General features: G+C 58.0%; 16 protein-coding genes and 1 pseudogene. 4 read left to right on the top strand and 13 right to left on the bottom strand.

Translation table 11 applies throughout. The features are described 5' to 3' along the window. Positions 1-2: 2 nt before the first annotated feature. The 13 genes from MBENS4_RS11665 to MBENS4_RS11605 form a co-directional block, all read right to left on the bottom strand. Positions 3-944: a sulfotransferase family protein gene (locus tag MBENS4_RS11665; RefSeq protein ID WP_039390903.1), complete on the bottom strand. Its 942-nt coding sequence runs from the start codon at positions 942-944 to the stop codon at positions 3-5. 156 nt (positions 945-1,100) lie between these two features. After that, on the bottom strand, positions 1,101-2,693 hold the full coding sequence (locus tag MBENS4_RS11660; protein ID WP_039390902.1) for an oligosaccharide flippase family protein: 1,593 nt from the start codon (positions 2,691-2,693) through the stop codon (positions 1,101-1,103). Between the two features lie 67 nt (positions 2,694-2,760). Further along, entirely contained in the window at positions 2,761-3,321 is a 561-nt protein-coding gene (locus MBENS4_RS11655) for an acetyltransferase (protein ID WP_039390900.1), read from the bottom strand. Further along, positions 3,318-4,481 carry a glycosyltransferase gene (locus MBENS4_RS11650; protein WP_084592055.1) on the bottom strand — a complete coding sequence of 388 codons (1,164 nt, stop codon included), beginning with the start codon at positions 4,479-4,481 and terminating at the stop codon, positions 3,318-3,320. The genes MBENS4_RS11655 and MBENS4_RS11650 overlap by 4 nt, the downstream gene beginning before the upstream one ends. Further along, complete coding sequence (locus tag MBENS4_RS11645) at positions 4,478-5,590, bottom strand: glycosyltransferase (protein WP_052322221.1); 1,113 nt, start codon at positions 5,588-5,590, stop codon at positions 4,478-4,480. Before MBENS4_RS11645 ends, MBENS4_RS11650 begins: the two co-directional genes overlap by 4 nt. A 46-nt stretch (positions 5,591-5,636) precedes the next feature. Continuing rightward, entirely contained in the window at positions 5,637-6,248 is a 612-nt protein-coding gene (locus MBENS4_RS11640; protein WP_039390896.1) for a sulfotransferase family 2 domain-containing protein, read from the bottom strand. A gap of 93 nt (positions 6,249-6,341) precedes the next feature. Next, positions 6,342-7,565 carry a WcaI family glycosyltransferase gene (locus MBENS4_RS11635; protein ID WP_039390894.1) on the bottom strand — a complete coding sequence of 408 codons (1,224 nt, stop codon included), beginning with the start codon at positions 7,563-7,565 and terminating at the stop codon, positions 6,342-6,344. 66 nt (positions 7,566-7,631) lie between these two features. Continuing rightward, positions 7,632-8,600, bottom strand: coding sequence for a GDP-L-fucose synthase (fcl, locus tag MBENS4_RS11630; RefSeq protein ID WP_039390893.1), 969 nt, complete (start codon positions 8,598-8,600; stop codon positions 7,632-7,634). A gap of 78 nt (positions 8,601-8,678) precedes the next feature. After that, entirely contained in the window at positions 8,679-9,845 is a 1,167-nt protein-coding gene (locus tag MBENS4_RS11625; RefSeq protein ID WP_039390892.1) for a nucleotide sugar dehydrogenase, read from the bottom strand. A 456-nt stretch (positions 9,846-10,301) separates the two neighbouring features. Beyond that, complete coding sequence (locus MBENS4_RS11620) at positions 10,302-11,012, bottom strand: polysaccharide biosynthesis/export family protein (protein WP_052322219.1); 711 nt, start codon at positions 11,010-11,012, stop codon at positions 10,302-10,304. Positions 11,013-11,233: 221 nt separating this feature from the next. Continuing rightward, on the bottom strand, positions 11,234-12,160 hold the full coding sequence (locus MBENS4_RS11615; protein WP_039390890.1) for a M48 family metalloprotease: 927 nt from the start codon (positions 12,158-12,160) through the stop codon (positions 11,234-11,236). Positions 12,161-12,320: 160 nt separating this feature from the next. After that, positions 12,321-12,974 carry a hypothetical protein gene (locus MBENS4_RS11610; protein WP_144400899.1) on the bottom strand — a complete coding sequence of 218 codons (654 nt, stop codon included), beginning with the start codon at positions 12,972-12,974 and terminating at the stop codon, positions 12,321-12,323. Next, entirely contained in the window at positions 12,949-14,418 is a 1,470-nt protein-coding gene (locus MBENS4_RS11605) for a hypothetical protein (protein ID WP_039390886.1), read from the bottom strand. Before MBENS4_RS11605 ends, MBENS4_RS11610 begins: the two co-directional genes overlap by 26 nt. Before the next feature lie 629 nt (positions 14,419-15,047). Here MBENS4_RS11605 and galE point away from each other — a divergent pair. The 4 genes and pseudogenes from galE to MBENS4_RS11585 all read left to right on the top strand — a co-directional run bounded on the left by galE (position 15,048) and on the right by MBENS4_RS11585 (position 18,425). Further along, positions 15,048-16,063: pseudogene (gene galE / locus MBENS4_RS11600) on the top strand (UDP-glucose 4-epimerase GalE). A gap of 184 nt (positions 16,064-16,247) precedes the next feature. Beyond that, positions 16,248-16,454 carry a transposase gene (locus tag MBENS4_RS27190; RefSeq protein ID WP_084592053.1) on the top strand — a complete coding sequence of 69 codons (207 nt, stop codon included), beginning with the start codon at positions 16,248-16,250 and terminating at the stop codon, positions 16,452-16,454. 161 nt (positions 16,455-16,615) lie between these two features. Beyond that, complete coding sequence (gene gmd / locus MBENS4_RS11590; protein ID WP_039392275.1) at positions 16,616-17,758, top strand: GDP-mannose 4,6-dehydratase; 1,143 nt, start codon at positions 16,616-16,618, stop codon at positions 17,756-17,758. A gap of 67 nt (positions 17,759-17,825) precedes the next feature. Beyond that, positions 17,826-18,425 (top strand): NUDIX domain-containing protein, encoded by a 600-nt coding sequence (locus tag MBENS4_RS11585; RefSeq protein WP_084592052.1) that lies wholly within the window; start codon positions 17,826-17,828, stop codon positions 18,423-18,425. Positions 18,426-18,621: the final 196 nt, after the last annotated feature.

Here is an 18,621-nt window from a genome sequence, read left to right as displayed (position 1 = left end):
AGTTACCGGAAAACCTCTCGAATCGCTCTACGGCGCTTGAAATAGGCCTTGGGGAAACTCCGCAGCGTCTGGATGAATCCATTGAGCATTCGCCTTTCTTCAAGACGATATCCCAGTTTCTTCATCCGACGGCCGCAAATGAACTGGATCATGTCGACATCGTCGGCCGGCAACTTCTCCTTGTAGTTCCCCACACTGGAGATCGACACCTTACCCAGCGTGCCCAGCTTGTGCACTTCCTTTTCCGAGAAACCACGCGATTGGCGCTGCGAAGGGTCGAGCATTGCCTCATCGAAAGGGATCCCCAGAAAAGTGGCGACAGAAGGCAGAATGGACCCCGGCGCAGCAACCAATTCTTCGTAGCGCACGGTCATGCATCGCGCATCGCCGAGCACCTGCGAGGCCTTGTCAAACCAGTACCTCTGGTCGACGTTCCAACGAACCGCAGAAAACAGAAGCGAGCGTCGATCGAAAGCCTTGATCTGAGACAGAGCGACATCGCGGGGGTCACGAAGGATAAGCAGGAACTTGGCTCTCGGAAAGAACTCTGCGAGGCGCAACGCCTCCCGGGTATGCTCGGGCGTCTTCTCACCAAAATGTGTCACCGGGCCTTCCGGGGCGCAGAACTTGAGCCACGCCAGCAGGAGACTGGGATAGGACCGCTCCTCCAGGCTCATTAGATGGGAACGCAACTCGTCACCATCCGCAGGAAATTCGCCCTCCCGGTTGCGAGCGACCACAGCCTCGACCGCATTTGCCCAACCCGCATCACTCTGAATGGGACCGAATTTTCGCGCTTGGCGGTATACGCGGTTCATGAACTTTGTCTCGTTCGGAACATGAACACCCGGCGCCTGCGACAGCATTAGCTGTAAAAGCGTCGTTCCTGACCGCGGTGACCCCAGAATGAAGAAAACATTCTCGCTGCCGATTTCGTCACTCATACGCACTACATCCAAGTCCTGAGATGGGGGGTGTACATGGACACGAAAGACAATTCGATACTTCCGCGCCTCGAATACACTTCTGCTTTCGTACGCTTCAAATCAGAGGGGCTGCCGCACTCGGTGACATAGATGCGCTTCCTCCGCACCAATTCCTTAGCCACGAAGAAGCATCCCCACTCTCAAATACCGCTCCAATCGCTTGGGAGCGAAACTGATAAGGTCACGCAGAGGCGCCGTCAGCAAGCATCGCATCAACACAAAATAAAGCCCCATGAAAAGCGCCGATGCCGAGATGAGAGAAGCGAAGCTACCCAACGCTCCCGCGCCAAAGGCCGCAAACGTGCCTTCCAAGATATAGACTCCCGTGAAAGCAACGAGACCAAGAAGCCAGCTTGGCCAGACTGCCTTGAGAGTATCGGTCACCGTCAGCCCGACGGAACGCAACCCCTGGGCAATTATGCCGGTCAAACCGAAGACAAAGTAGAGGCCAACACCTGCAGCAATAGTTTCAGCCCGGGCTGAAATCAGCCCTGAGACGCCAGCCGCCAAGGCGACCCCCACTCCCGCCAGAAGTGTGGACGCAGCCAGCTTCCTGAACTGACCTAGAGATGAGAGTACGCTGTTGAATACGCTCCACAGCAGGCGAAACGGAAAAGCGATCGCGATGACCTGCACAGGAACGATCGAGCTTTCCCACTTCGCACCCCAGATCATGCGCTCCAGATAGGGATAGGCGACAGCCAGGCCGAAACCCGCACCACACCCGAGAAAACTGAGCAGGCGCAAAGCCTTGATAACGTTCTGGCGAAACCGGTCACGCTGCGATTGAATCGAGCTGAACATCGGCAGCAGCACATTATTGAGGTTTGCCGCCAGCAATATCTGCAATTGCCCCACGATCTGATAGGAAAAGAAATAGATGCCCAGCAAGGCGGGCTCCACCATCACGCCGAGCGCGAGATAGTCGCCTTGCATGAGAAGCGCCGTTCCCAGCGCCGACAGCAGCAGCCACTTGGTCCTGCCGATAATCGCGGGCCACATTCGCAGACCCAACCGGCGCAACTGAACAGAACCTCGCGTCAGCGCGAACCCCAGAGCGATGGTCGTCACCGTCGCGATAAGGACAGGCAAGGCAAAGCTCAGCGGTCCAAAGCCCAGGACAGCGAACACGACCATCATCCCGTTCTGTACAAAGGCCCGCTGCATATTGATCGCGGAAACGTCACGAAAGCGGAACTGGGTCAGCAACCGGCTGATTGCGATGGCTTCGAAGGAGGAAATCGAGAAGGCAGCCGCGATCGTGAACAGCACACCGCCGATCCGTGGATCAGCTATTGCCGAACCTTCAAGCAAAGCTAGCGAGGGCAGAACAAGGGCCGCGCATACGAGGACCGCAGCCCCCAGCAAATTAAGCCCGGTCGAGACCCAGAAGACCGGCCCAACCAAGGCTTCCCAGTGGGACGGCCCTTTCTGCACAAGGATGCGCCGCGCACCACCATCGCGAAACCCTTGCATGACCGCAGCCACGCTCATCGCTGCAGCATAGACACCAAAGTCACCCTGGCTAAGCAGCCAGCCGAGCACGATCTGGGCCAGGAAGGAGCTACCACGTGCCAGCAGGGTTGCGCTCAACATCCAGAGCATGCCAGCGCCGCCCTTGCGTCCCAACCCTGACCTCGCGGCAGTTTGCGCAGCAGGTTGGCTCGCGCCCTCGGCCTTATCCATATGCTCGGCCAGCACAGTCATGACACAGCCGCCAGTGCCCGGCCACTTGCCACATTTCCGCGGTGTTCATGGAAGCCCGCCCCTCGCATCAAAATCGTTTCCGATCCCGGATCTTGCGGGCAGGATTGCCGGCCCAGATCTCCCAGGCTCCGACATCCTTGGTGACCACCGCCCGGGCGCCGAGAAGCGCCCCCTCGCCAACGTTGACGCCAGGGCCGACGAACGCATCCGCCGCCACCCAGGCCTTCGCACCGATAGCGATGGGTTTGGGCACGAGCTGGAAATCGGGATCGTCAGGATCGTGGGTGCCCCCGCACAGATGCGCGAACTGGGAGACGATCGCGTAAGGTCCAAGCCGAATGGTACTCATGCAATAGCACACAACCTTGGGCCCCATCACCGAATGCGCCCCCATATCCAGATTGGGCGGATACCAGACAGAAGCCGAAGGATAGACGCGTGCAGAAGGTGCGATCTTTGCCCCGAATACACGCAGGAGAAACCGCCTCCAGCCATGAAACGGCACCGGCGAGCAACGCCCGAAAACGCCCCAGACAATCCCCCACACCAAGCGCAACAGACGGTGGGAGACGGAGAAACTGGGTCCACCTTCGCGCGGGTTGTAGTCCTTGGCATTCAAGACGCTCATTGCTTGACGTTACCTTCCATGGCGCGGGCGTAGAGCTCGAGAAGCGCTGAACGCACACTTGCGGCGGAATATTCCTTTGCCAACAGCGCGCTACCATTGGCACGCAGTTTCTCGCGTCCATCTGGATCGAGGCGTGACGCCTCTCGCAATGTCTCCAAAATCTCATCTGGGCGGGATGTCGTCCGCATTGCAGCCCCCACCCGGAACGCTTCGGGCAGATTGCATTCATCCGTCATCATCACGGGAATTCCCGCTGCCCAGGCTTCAAGAACCGCCATCGGCAACCCCTCACTTTTGGATGGCAGCAGGAAGAAGCTCGCCGCAGCGAGACTGCGGATCTTGTCCTCTCCGTACTGCGGCCCGGCGTAGACAGCATTGGCGAAACGAGCCTCCAGCTGCGCAACGCGCTCCTCAAAGCCCTCCAACCCATCTACCCAGCCGCAGAAAACAAGCACGGACCTGTCACGAAAGCCGGGATCCCGAGCGCTCAGATGCTCCCAGGCTTCGCACAACTCGGCACACCCCTTCTTCTCATGGATGCGGCCAAGAAAGAGATAGATATCCTTGCCCTCGAATTCGTCACGCCACCACGCGGGACGTCCAGCGACCGTTTCAAAGTCGAGGACATAGTTCGGAATGATCGGAGCCGGCTTGGAAGCGACATAGTCAGCAACATCGCTCGCTTCCTTCACGGTCAACAACTGGAAACCTGCGGCCCCGCTCAAGAAGCGATCCTGATAGAGCAACGACACGGCGCGTTTGAGCTTGATCGAACGCTGCCGGATCCAATGCTCCAACATTCCATGCGGCGTCACGACATAGGGCGTCCTGGACTTCAGGGCCGCGAGGTAGACCGCCGCGCAATGGAACTGCCAGACACCATGGACATGGATAACATCTGCCGTTGCCCTAAGTGCTGCGCGCGCAAAACCCGGCGAAAAGCTGTAACTGCGCGGCCCTAGAACCGGGAAGGCTTGGATTTCAATATCCCCCCAGGTCGGTAGATCTGTCTCGAAATGCTCATCGTGAAAAGTCAGGACGCGGACGCACACGTCCTCCTGCTCCTGCAGGGCCAAGGCCTGTAGCCTTGCAGATTCGGACACCCCTCCTCCCGCGCGCGATATCGACGGTAGGCAGAAGAGCACTTCAAGTGTCTTCATTGGACCAACTCTCGCACGGCCTCGGCGAAACGGGCGACATCTCCCTTGGGAGCCGATTGCACCGCCGCCAGGCTCATGCGCTCCCACAGTTCATCATCACGATCGAGAAGCCCCATGAAGAAGGCCAGACCTTCCGGATTATCCGGCTCGATCACAAAGCCGTTCACACCGGACCGCACCAACTTGTCGCGCGCACCGCAATTGTCCGAAAGGATGACCGGCAATCCCAAGGCTTGCGCTTCGATCACAACATTGCCGAATTGCTCCTCGACACTGGGCAGCAGCAACGCGAGGCTTTCTCCGAGAACACGGGCAACGCCATCACTTTGCAGGAAGCCATGGAACACGACCCGATCCCCGAGACCCAACTCCTCGACACGGGCCCGCAACTTGGCTTCCAATTCGCCCGATCCACAAAGGTTGAGCTTGCGCGTCCCGCTCGACGCTGCGCAGAAGCGCGCAAAGGCCTCGAGCGCCATGAAGAGGTTCTTCTTTTCAACAAAACGCGCCACGATCGTAAAATGGCGTTCTGCCTTAGGCACTCCGCCCGGAGCAGGCTCTCGTCCCGCCAGTTTGCGGATCCGCTCGATCGACAGCGTGTTGTATTCCATCGCGATGCGATCACGGGGGACCCCCATCAGACGCATGTAGTCGCGCGCCCGCGTACCCGAGGATATTGCTCCCTTGTAGGGCAGGAAGAACAGGCGTTTTGCGAATTCTTTTGAAATGCGCCGCTCGATATCGTCGAATTTGGAGCAGGACATCGCATAGACCCGCCGGCCACGAGCAGCCAGCGCCATAGCGGTCATGAACACAGCCGGACGCTCGTAGTTGCACAGGAAGATGTCGCGAGCCCCCGTCTCGAGACAAGCCGCAATCAACTTGCGCATCGTCTTGACGGTCGAATTGCGCGAATAGTCCTCCTGAGGAAACAGCGTAATCTTGCGAAAAACATTCGCATCAGCATTGTCCCAGGCGTACGTGTCGCTCCTTCCGTACATCTCAATGCCAACGACGTCTGCCTGCCCTCTGTAGAGATCTGCCACGGCCTCGACACGATCGTCGTGCATCGGACCGAAATTGTCCCAGACTATGGCAATCGTCTTCATGGGTTTCTCGCAACGTGGACGTTAGAAAGCAAAACGGACAAAGCCTTCAGGAATACTTCCGGAAATCACTGTCCAAAGAGTAACCGAGGCGGTCGTATTCGGTACGATGGAGGTCCAGGAAGCGGTCAAGCGTGTCCCGCGAGACCTCGACCGATTTACCTTTGCCCGCCTTATTGAGGTGCGGGAGCTCCCCGTCGATCCCGATCTTGCTGGCCGCTTGGGCGAAGCCTTCGTTGATGTTCTCGAAATGGAAGATGTCATCCAGCAAGCATTCATCACCATCGTAGATAAAGTCCGTCTGGTGACGCATTTCGTGTTCCATGCGCCAGTTCAGGTACTCATCAAACGACTTCCCGACAACATTCTTATGCCCTGGAAGATGCGTCTTCTTCATCATGAAGAAATAGAGCGACTTTTGCCAATCCATGGGATTGCGCACAAAACCAAATCGATAATACTCATAGAATTCATTGCCCATCTTCTTCTTCACGTCGGCCATGCGCGGATGATAGGCAAACAATGGGTTTGAACTGCGCGGCAGGCGCGCGACCGTCAGTATATGATTTACATACTGCGCGGCGACCTGCGATTTGCGTGCATGAGGAATCAAGGCATTGCGGATCGACGAACCGGCAACCTTGTAGACATGATAGAACATCGCTTTTTCTTCGGCAGTATGAGCATAAACCCCTCTCAATCCGATTCTCGTCGAGCCGACCTAAACAAGAGCCAAAGCATCGTCGCTCAAAATTCAGCGCGCGAGCAGCGCTGCAAGCTCCTGCCGGAAATTCTGGAGGATCTTGTCCTTGCCCCAGACTTTCTCGGCCTTGTCACGCGCAGCATTGCCCAAGCGCAGGCGCAGGGCGTCATCGTCAACAAGTTTCTCAATAGCTTGAGCAAATTGCACGGCGTCCTCGGGAGGCACGACAAGACCGCAACCTTCGACTTCCGCGGCGAGCCCTGTCCCTTCCAGCGCCGTAGCAACCACAGGGCGGCCAGATGCCAGCATATTCGTCAACTTCGAAGGCAGCACCAGATCGGCTGCGCCGGCAATCTGCGGAAGAAGATGTACACTCGCCATACCCAGAAGGTCGGAAAGTCGCTCTCGCGGCTGCAAGTCAAAGAACGCTATATTGTCCAGACCTTGCGAATCCGCCACGAGCTTCTCGCGATTGGGGCCATTGCCACAAACGACGAATTGCAGGTCCTTGCGATGCTTTAGCAAACGGGCCGCCTCCAGCACGATCCCGATGCCCTGCTTGTTCGCTATGTTACCGGAATAGACCGCGACGTGCGGGCGATCGATACCCCACTCCTCGCGATAGGAAGACACCCCAGCAAGCGGCTTGACCTCATTGATATTCGCCCAGTTTCGGAATTCGTAGATCCGCTCTGATGCGATCCCCTTCTCCTCAAGCTTCGCGCACATCTGCGGCGAGATCGTGCTCACCATGCCTGCCTCGAGCGCCCAATCCTCGAACTTGCACGCAGAACGAGCAAGCAACCCTTTGCTTTGCAACAGTCCTGTTGCGAATGCCGCCTCAACTTCGAAGTCCTGGATATGAAGCCAGAACGGAGCCCCGATGCGCCGCGCCATGCGACGAGCTGCGACCATGGAAATCAAGGATGGCGCGACCCCCACTATGACGTCGGGCCGGCTCCGCCGCACCTCAGAACGCAAAGCCGCTTCAGCCCGCGCAGCAAAGCTGAGATGGTGTACGAGGCGTCGCTTGCCATCCGGAACAGCCGGAACATAGACAGGCAGCCGCACCACGCGCACCTGGTTTTCGTGCGAAATCCGCACTCCTTTTCCGGCGAAGGCCGGATCGACCTTCCATTGCGGATAATAAGGCTTGGCACACACGACAGTGACGTCATGTCCAGCTGCGGCCAGATCCTCGGCCATACCCGCGGTATATGGCCCGATACCGACCATCTCCGGCGCATAATTAATGCCTAAGACAAGAATTTTCATGTGTTTACAGGTGCCCCTTGTCTTAGCCACCAATGGTCAAGCGAAGAGATTTCGGGAATGGAACGGTCAGCCGCGCACCGCCGCGGCTTCCGTCTCCGCGACATTGGCCAGAAACCACGCATAGGTTTCTTCAACGCCCTCGCGCAAAGCCACGGTGGGACGCCATCCCATGGCGGCAAGACGGCTGGAATCCATCAGTTTGCGCGGCGTTCCGTCCGGTTTGGTCGTATCGAACACGATCCGCCCCTCGAACTTGACCACCTCGGCGACAAGACGCGCCAGATCCCCGATGGACACATCTTCACCGTAACCGACATTGATGTGGCTCAGCATGGGCTCCGTGTTCGCCTGATACTCGGCCTGTGGCAGATCAAGGATGAAAATCGATGCCGTGGCCATATCGTCCACGTGCAGAAATTCGCGCATCGGCGTTCCGGTGCCCCAGATGACAACTTCCGAAAGTCCATCTTGAACCGCCTCATGGAAGCGCCGTATCAGCGCCGGCATGACGTGCGAGTTCACGGGATGGAAATTGTCGCCGGGACCGTACAAATTGGTCGGCATGACACTTCGGTAGTCCGTTGCGTACTGCCGGTTATAACTCTCGCACAACTTGATCCCGGCGATTTTCGCAATTGCATAAGGCTCGTTGGTCGGCTCCAGGACACCCGTCAGCAACGCGTCCTCACGCATGGGCTGCGCCACGGCTCGCGGATAGATGCAGGAGGAACCGAGAAAGAGCAGTTTGCTCACACCTGCCGCGTAGGCCTGGTGAATGACGTTCGCCTCAATCATCAAGTTTTCGTAGATGAATTCGGCAGGAAACGTGTTGTTCGCATGAATTCCGCCGACCTTCGCCGCGGCGAGCACAACGGCGTCAAGCCGTTCTTCGGCAAAGAAACGCGCAACCGCGGCCTGGTCAGTCAAATCCAATTCCGCATGCGTACGGGTAACCACTTCATCCCCGCGCGCGGACAAGCGGCGACTGATGGCACCGCCAACCATTCCCCTATGACCTGCTACGAAAACACGCATGACTTCTACCCCCACTTTTCAATACCAAGACCATCCCGAACCGTGCGCGCGCAACCGCCCGAGCAGCCAAACTCCAGGTCAGTCCGAACCAAACAAGTCTCGCGTGAAAACCTTCGATTTCACGTCCTCAAGCGAACTTGTCATCCGGTTGGCAACGATCACATCGCACTCCGCCTTGAAGGCATCCAGATCGCGGGTCACGCGCGAACCAAAGAACTCGTCTTCCTGCATTGATGGCTCATAAACCAGGACATCCAGGCCCTTTGCCTTGATACGCTTCATGACACCCTGCACAGAAGACTGCCTGAAATTGTCCGAGCCCGCCTTCATCACGAGACGGAATATCCCGACTTTCTCAGGCTTCATCGCGATGATCTGATCTGCGAGAAAATCCTTTCGGGTGCGGTTCGCATCAACGATGGCGCGGATAATATTCTGCGGAACTTCAGAGTAGTTTGCGAGAAGCTGCTTCGTATCCTTGGGAAGACAATAACCGCCATAACCAAAGCTGGGATTGTTGTAGTGCGAGCCGATACGCGGATCGGAACCGACGCCGGTGATGACTTGCCCGGCATCCATACCGCGCGCCAAGGCATAGCTGTCCAGCTCGTTGAAAAAGGCCACGCGCATCGCCAGAAAAGTGTTCGCGAAGAGCTTGATTGCCTCGGCCTCGCAGGCCCCCGTAAAGTATACATCGATGTCGGTCTTTTCGGCGCCTTCCAGCAAGAGCTGGGCGAAAGCGCTGGCCCGAGGCGACTGCTCGCCAACGATAATCCGCGAAGGAAAAAGATTGTCGTAAAGCGCACGACCTTCACGCAAGAACTCGGGACTGAAGATAATTCTGTCAGTCCCGTACTTCAGACGGACCTGATCGACAAAGCCTACCGGAATAGTTGACTTCACGACGATGACTGTTTCGCGCGTCTGCGCGAGCACCAACTCGATGACCTGCTCGACCGAGGACGTATCGAACATGTTGGTTTCGGGATCGTAATTTGTCGGAGTTGCGACAATCGCAAAATCAGCTCCGGCCAGCGCCTCACTCGGATCCAGCGTGGCCTTCAGGTCGAGCGGCCTTTCCTTGAGAAACTCACTCAGCTCGCCATCTTCAATCGGACAGATCCGGGCGTTCAACAGCTCGACGCGCTCCGCGGAAATATCAACCGCTGCAACACTATGATTCTGCGCGATAAGTACCGCATTCGAAAGCCCCACATATCCCAGGCCGAACACTGCAACTTTCACTTGAAAGGCCCCTCTCTAAAATATGCAGCTTCGGTCAAATGACCATGAAGACAGCCTATCGGGATTGTGAGAGCACGTCGAACGACATGCCCTCGCTTGATTACGTATACCCCCCATCATCATTTTGGCCTTCGCCGTCAACGCAATTATGCTGCAACCGCAACAATTCGTCGACGACCGGATCATCTGCAGCGACGAACAAGACCTGGTTCAATTGAGCTCTTCCCAGCGACGCGCCATAGCGCAGCCGAACAGGCGGCAGCCGGCCCGCCATCACCGGGCCAAACCACATAAAAAATCAACAATTTACGATAAAACGAGAGGGCAGAGCATCCGCACGCTACATACTGCGCACACGAGGAAACGAATGATCCAAGACCATCACGACAACCTCGGCGCCCGAGTTGCACCGCAGCAAAAAACCTCCAGCTTCGCGCCGCGATGCCCGCCCATTCTTTAGCGCAGCATGTAGAATACACCCGTCGTGACCGGCGCGAGCACCCGCTCCAGGACCTTGACGAAGACACGCGTCCCCGACGTACCGACAACGATCACGTCGTGATCCATGATAACTGGATCCGGGGCCAGGCCGCCGCGAATTGCAGGCAAATCAAATCGGCCTGCCATTTTCTGTCCATTAACAGTACGCTGGATCACTACCGTCGAGAGCTTCGAGGTCTCAGTCGTACTTTCCGCGCGGGCCAGAGCTGCAAGGAGAGTCATCTTGGACGTCATTTCATAGACACCAGGCTTACCTACGTCACCCTCGACCGAAACATAACGCGGTGCAGGCTCGATGACCGAAAGCGTGACCTTTGGATCGACAAGGTAAGACGCAGCCAACTTCTCACGAATTTCATTCTGGACATCCAGCGTCCCCCGACCATCGGCCTTGATCTGGCCAACCAAGGGGACCTGCAGGAAGCCGGCGTCATCGACACGCATGAGCTCTGCACTGATGTCGGGCTCTCCAAAAACACGCAGTTGCAGCGTGTCAGCAGCTTGAATCTGATAGACCACAGGTGCGGGAACGACGTCCGCATCAATGGCCTGATACGCGGCTCCGCCGGTAGGGAGGCCACTCTCCTCGATCGAACCGGCACAGCCACTCAAAGCGACCACGGCACCGACCGCGAGAAAACGCGAGAACTCGGAAAGCTTTGCCACTAAATTTAACCTCTCTGGGCTTGATACCGCGCAGATACTGCAAAATCAGAACTGCCTCGCCTCGAGCCAGTCTTGTAGAACTGAGCGATGAATGCCCCGCCCCACGCACGGAATCAAGGCGCTTGCCCCTCCCGCGATCATTTAAACCACATATCGTTGAACGAAAAATCACCGACCGGTCAGGAACCACGGCAACCCGCTCGAAAGATAACCCAACATACTTATACCTCCAATGCCGGGACTTGGGGAGGACAGTGCGGAGAAGGCACATCGGCAAGGTGCTCCTCCATCAGCTCGATCCGATCATGCGTATTGCGATGAGAAGGCCCCCGAAGCCAGCGCTTCCAGTCTTTCCGATTGTAGCGCCGCCACCAATCGAGCCCGGAAGCCGCATCAAAGCCGGCGCAACGTGCCAGATCCACCCCCAGTAGGTCGGCTCGATCCTCCATTGCCCGACGCAGCTTCAGATTGCGAGCACGACTATCACCGGCAACGATATGCGCGAATTCGTGCCCCGCGATAATTGCCAGCTCATTGTCATCTTGCGCCGATTTCAGAATTTTCGAGGTGATTGCAACCCGATCGGAGTCACCATAAGCGTTCATTCCGCCGCCAGTCTTGAGTACGAAGCGGGTAGCACAAAGACCAATCTGGTGAACATTCACCACTCGCGAGATCCCATCCCGCCGCATGCTGAGTTCCGTCGGCCGATCCGCCGACTGTTGCGCCAGCAAGTCTTCCAGCCTCCCTGACAACAACGAGGGATGCTCCATTTCCGCAAGCACCTGGCCGATTGTCTTCGGGCCAATCGCCTCGAGTTCATCTCCTGGGCGTATACCTGCCTCGTATGCCGGGCTCCCCACGGCAACTCCGATGACGACAGGCAAGGCACCGAGGCCGGTCATGCGCGCGACGAGGTCCTGATCCCCGCGATTGTATGCCCCCAGGTAATCGAGTGTCATCCCCGATGCCTGGCTTAACTTGGTACATGCACCTTGCGCGCCCTTGCGCAAGGCAAACTCCATTGCACCGAGGCGCACAAGTTCGCTGCGCAATACCAACGGCCACGAAGTCTCCGCATTGACCTCCGCATCTGCTCTCACCTGAATGGGTGCCAGAAGGAACGACAGGACAAGGAGCGTCGGCACAGAGCGCTTCCCGCGCGTATGCATACAGCCCAGCACTCTACCGCGCGCCCAGACAAAAAAAGCAAAACAACACATACCGACCCGATCCGGAATATAAGGCAATCAACGAGAACGGCGCTCCCTCACGGCCCCTGGCATACCGCCTGCGAGGCTTTCGCGGCTAAAGCACACCCGAACCAGTGGCAATCCAGACGCCATTGCTGAATTCGACGTCGCACCAGGTGGACGCCTTCCGCAAGACTTGGACTGGCGAAGTCGCTATCCGCAGTTGTGCAGCGCCTGACGCCCGCGCGCGCCGTACAATCCGGAATTTCGCTCCTGTGTAAACCTGATCCGTGGCCAGCTCGACGACCCTGTCTTGGGTCAGATGCGAATCCCACACCTGAACAGCGGCATCACGCAAGGGGCTCAGGCGCTTGCCTGCATCCCCGTTATCTGGGGACACCCCCCTGTCCGCCAGATCACGAACTGGTCGCGAATGCTGGTAAGCACGGATCCGCCCAACACGGACAGTGCCCTTCGCACCCGCAGCGAACGCACGCCCAGCGGGCCCCACGAAACAGCTCACATCACGCTCGACCTGATTCAATACGAATGGAAATCGGAAAGTCTTCCATTCGCCGGGCACCTCGATCACCCAGCGTCGGATAATCCGTTTCGAATCCACACCAATCTCGACGTGCACCGTAGCCATTCCATTCGTCTTGCCACGCTTCAGGTCGATCTCGACCCAACACAGCTCACCGGCAGCACCGTTTCCGGAAGCGAGCGTGATGCCAGCCCTAGCCTCAACAGAACCGAATATGGCCGTCAAAGCTTGACGCCCCCCCTACCATGTCAGGCTCGAGGTCCGACAGGCGCACCCCTTTCGCCCCGCGACCGAAGCCCTTCATCCCATCCCGCAGGAAAATAATAGGAAAACCGGAATCCTCGCCCGCATCCGACATCACTCCTTGCGCGCCAGATGCGACACCAAGCTGATCATAGACCATCCCGAAACCCGGCCGATTGCACGGTACGAGCGCTGCCCCCTGCAAGCCCGCCGGCTTGGTCACCCGCAAGTGGATCTCGTTTGTCTGCGCCAACCAGTTGCCATCGCTCAAGCTCGGCACCCCTTTCGCGAACTCGAACAGCAGAGGCAGGCTACCATCATAATAGTCCGCAAAGATCGAAGCGCCGATCCGCTCGATTGTACTGTAGAAAGCACCTCTTCTGCGCCCGCTTATGGCCGTGTGCTCATTGTCGCGAAACGTCATTCCGCGCAGCACGCTGGATGATTGTGGCGGCACCTCACTATGCGGATGCGCACCATAGTCGACCACGGAATCACCGTGACCAGTCTCCGAGGCAGCAAACAGCACGTTCATATCGGCCACGCTATCGTTCTCATTGCCGTGCTTGTTGCCCGTCACGACGATGCCCTGCCCCGAACTACGTCGCCCGACAGGCTCAATCCACAAGTCACAGCGCGGTTGAGGCGCCTTGCGCAACCCTCCAAAGCGATTGCCCATGACGAGAACGTTTTCACCTGCCCGGAGATGAAAGCCATACCGCCCGCTGTTCCACCAGTTTCCGTTCAACTGATGCCCGTCACCCGGAGGTATCACCGCGCATTTCGACCCATCTTGTCCTGTGAACTTGCAAAACAGGACATGCCAGAAGGGGTCATCAGGTGACGAAGACGCCAGGGCGCAGACGGAATAGTCGCTGAACTGCACGCGCTCGAAGAGGGCCCCTCCTCCCGAAGATCCGCCCACCGCGGCCGTCGACAAATTGCGGTACGCCCCCTTCCCTCCCACGATCTGGAGGTCCTGCATGAGCATATTGAGGACCGGCTTGTCGATGTCCACGAGATAGCGCGGAGACGTCAGGCGGATGCGGCTTGCCCCCATGCCATGTCCGACCAACGCAAATACCCCGCGAAAGTTGGGCACATCCGATTTCAGACCGTCACCTCCATAGAGGATCTCGACATCCGGCACCCGAATCTGCATTCGCGTCGTGGGGGAGGCAAAACCTGCAGCACCTGGCCGCCCCCGACCATCCACAGCATGCCTCCACGCCATCTCCAAAGCATCGGTATCCGCTGTCTCACGGCCGATGCCGACGTCCTCGCGAAAGGCGCGCACGTCAAGGCCATCGCCACTACCAGCCGCTACCGCCGCTTCTCCGGCCTGCGGCTCAGGCAGCGCCCTGCTCCCCATAACCAACCCGGCCATCCCTCCGGAAGCCAACAACATTTCGCGTCGCTTGATCATCGCAACTCCACGGCATGGCCATATGAACTGACACTGGAAAGTGAGCCGAACCGCCGGACCATCTGACAGGCAACCGGTCGCACACCCAGCCTGCGCCGCCATGCGGCGGAAAGCCCGAAGCCATCGATCTACACAAAAGCTTGGCGAAAGCTGAGCACAGGGCAACTTCGAAGTCGATACGGCACAGATCAATTTGCCGCAATTTCAGAAGGCTCCACCGCCCAGCAAGGGCGACGCGCGCCCCGGCCCCGCACCTGCAGATCGCGGCGTCGGGAATGGCTTCCCGGCACTCGGGGGTTACATCATCGGCGATGGTGAGCACACGCAAGAGTAGCACGGACACCATTGCGGCGTGCACGAAGCCGAGGCTCCCACCTTGGTTCGGCAAGTCCGGTGCGGGAGCCAGAGCCCGCGCACTGACGGCGCCCATCATCAAATCCTGACATGGCGCGACAACTTTTGAGTCCGGTCCTCGAGAATACTGCCCCACGACTATGATTGAAGCCGTTTTGCAACCCGCCCAACTTGACGTAGTATGGGCATAGGTGCACGTAGCGCATAGGTATTTTACCAGCCGCGCAGCAGGCGAACTCCCACTGCCCCACTGAAATTCGCAAGGTGAAGCGAAGATGTCTGACAAACTCCCCATCCTCGTTACCGGCGGTGCCGGGTATATCGGTAGTCATGCAACGCTGGCCTTGAGTGATGCCGGCTGGCCGGTTGCCGTTATCGACAATCTATCGACCGGCTTTCGCTTCGCCGTACCCGAAACAGTCCCTTCTATGAAGGCGACATCGAGGATCAGGCATTACTCGCCCGTATTTTCGCGGAACAGGGGATGGGAAATGGTCGCGGCGCGATCATGCACTTCGCCGGATCGATCATTGTTCCGGAATCCGTCGAAAACCCTCTTAAGTATTATCACAATAACACAGCAAAAAGTCGCGCCCTGATAGAGGCCGCTGTGGCCGCAGGCATCCCCCACTTCATTTTCAGTTCCACAGCTGCGACCTACGGCGTCCCGGAGAGCTCTCCTGTCTCCGAGGACAGCACCACGAACCCAATCAACCCTTACGGCATGTCCAAACTCATGACCGAATGGATGCTTGCGGACACCAGCAAGGCTCATCCACTCAATTATTGTGCACTGCGGTATTTCAACGTGGCAGGGGCGGATCCGCTCGTCCGAACCGGTCAGTCCACGGCCGGGGCCACGCATCTCATCAAGGTCGCCGTCGAAGCCTCCTTGGGCAAGCGCGAGAGCGTCGCGGTATTCGGCAATGACTTCGAGACCCCGGACGGCACGGGTGTGCGGGATTACATCCATGTTGCAGACCTTGCCGATGCCCATGTACTGGCGCTGGAGGCCCTGATCGCGGACCCCGAGCAGTCACTGACGATGAACTGCGGATATGGCCACGGATTTTCGGTTCTTGAGGTTCTCGATGCGGTCGATCAGGTCGCGGGCAAGAACATCAAGCGCACGATGGCGCCCCGCCGGGCTGGTGATCCAGCCTCCCTGATTTCGGACAACAAACGCATCAAGCAACTCCTACCATGGGAACCGCGTTTCGATGACCTTGCGACAATCGTCGAACACGCCCTTGCCTGGGAAAGCCGCTTGACCGAACTGCGGAAGGACTAGGCCGCGTTCACAAACGGGATTCCCAGCTCGGCTTACATCTGACAGGTCGCGAAGCGTCCAATTGCGGCGGCGTCGATGACCTGATGGCCATGCCCGCGCCAAAGCCCAGGGCCTTGCTTGCGGACAAAGGCCATGATGGTGACCGCCTTCGCGAGAACTTGCTGCCGAGCGACAGCCTCCCCCCATCCCGCCGCGTTCGAGCAGCAAGGTTCCCGAGCATCCCGATTGGCGCCGCTATCGTGATCGCAATCGGATCGAGCGCATGTTCGGCTTCCTCAAGCACCAGCGTCGCATCGCCACGCGCTTCGAGAAGACCGCACTTTCCCACCTCAGCTTGCTCAAGCTCGCCGCCGCCAAGCTGTGGCTGAAACATTTTGCCATCGCAACCTAGCTGTCAAGACATTGCGATATCTAATTTTATTGCAACGCAACATAGGCCGCCTTCGCGATAGACGGTGATTGCGGGGCGACGCGGCGATGCATTTTGCATTGCAGCGATTCCACTTTTACCTTACCGATATTTTCTCCTTTAATTTGCGCATAGTGGTGATGATGATCGACAATAGGGGCAGTTCGCCAAAGAAAGCACTGATCACGGGCATAACTGGTCAGGACGGCTCTTATCTGGCAGAACTCCTGCTGGAAAAGGGATACGAGGTACACGGCATCAAGCGGCGTGCTTCGCTCTTCAACACCAGCCGCATCGATCATATCTACGAAGATCCCCATGCCCATGATCAGCGACTGAAACTCCACTATGGGGACTTGTCGGATACCTCGAACCTCACACGTCTGATCCGTGACATCGAGCCTGACGAAGTTTACAATCTGGGAGCGCAGTCCCACGTCGCCGTCAGCTTTGAAGCTCCCGAATATACGGCGGACGTGGACGCCATCGGCACACTGAGGATCCTTGAAGCCATCCGCTTCCTCGGGCTTGAAGAGAAGACCCGCTTTTACCAGGCCTCTACGTCCGAACTCTATGGCCTCGTTCAAGAGATACCACAGAAGGAAACGACACCCTTCCATCCGCGATCCCCGTATGCCGTGGCCAAGATGTACGCCTACTGGATTGCCGTGAACTATCGCGAGGCATACGGCATGTATGCCTGCAACGGGATCCTTTTCAACCACGAGTCGCCGCGTCGTGGTGAGACCTTCGTTACCCGCAAGATCACGCGCGGCCTGGCAAACATCGCCTTGGGCTTGGAGCCCTGCCTCTACATGGGCAACATCGATTCCCTTCGCGATTGGGGACATGCGAAAGACTATGTCCGCATGCAGTGGATGATGTTGCAGCAGGAAGAAGCTCGCGATTTTGTAATCGCCACGGGCGTTCAGTACTCGGTCCGCGAATTCATCACCTGGTCGGCCAAGGAATTGGGCATCTCGCTCGAATTCAGTGGTCAGGGCGTAGATGAGATTGCAACGGTTTCGAGCATTGAGGGCGACAAGGCACCAGCCCTCGCCGTTGGTGACGTCGTGATGCGGATCGACCCGCGTTATTTCCGTCCAGCCGAAGTCGATACCCTTCTCGGGGATCCGAGCAAGGCCAAGGAGATCCTTGGTTGGGAGCCTCAGATCACGGCGCAGGAAATGTGTCGAGAGATGGTTGAAGAGGACCACAAGGCTGCGCGCCGCCATGCCCTGCTCAAGGAGCACGGCCTGGCAGTTCCGGTCAGCCTGGAAGGCTGATTGAAGCCGGATTGAAAATCTTCATGCAGCCCCATTTGCATCGCGCCCTTTTCAAAGGCTCGGGCATATGACCGGGACACCTTGCATCGGGGCCGCCCAGATCATTGAACGGGAAACCGTTTATGATGGTTGGTATCGCTTCGAGCGGCTATCCATTCGTATGACTGACGGATCCATTGCCGAGCGACACCTGCTCGACAATGGATCCGCTGCGGCTGTCTTGCCCTATGATCGTGAGCGACGCTGCGTACTTCTCATAACGCAAGCTCGAGCGGGGGTTCTAAATGCCGGAGAGCCTCCCGTTCTGGAATGTATCGCTGGCAACCTCTCCGGAGACAGCCCCGAGACATGTGCTCGCAAGGAGGCAATGGAAGAGGCGGGGGTCAGACTTGGCGATCTCGAGCCTGTCTCCAATATCTGGCCCATCCCTCCTGTCTCCACGGAGCGCGTGCAAATCTACCTTGCACCTTACAGCGCAGAAGACCGGATTGGACCTGGCGGCGGCTGCCCCGAGGAAAACGAGCAGATTGCTGCGTGCGAATGGAACTTCGACACGCTTCGCGAGCTGACTTTTGCAGGGCAACTGACCGATGCCAAGACCCTGATCGCCGTGCAGGCGCTCATGTTGCGCCACCCGGAGCTTTGGCGACCACTTCGCAATGACTGATCCTGCGTTCTGCGCCCCGGACAGGCCATGCCCGCAGCAATGCCCGAGCAGGGCTCCCTAGCGCTCGAACGGCCTGCGGCCAAACTTTCCATTCCCCGCGCACAGCTGTCCTGGACATACAGGCAGGCCCTGTTCGTAGAAGTTGCCTGGGCTGGCTTGGCCGACGAAGCGCGAACCTCGGCCAAGCTCGCTACGC

The organism is Novosphingobium sp. MBES04 (assembly GCF_000813185.1).
GTDB lineage: Bacteria > Pseudomonadota > Alphaproteobacteria > Sphingomonadales > Sphingomonadaceae > Novosphingobium > Novosphingobium decolorationis.
This window is presented reverse-complemented; position numbering and strand designations above follow the sequence as displayed.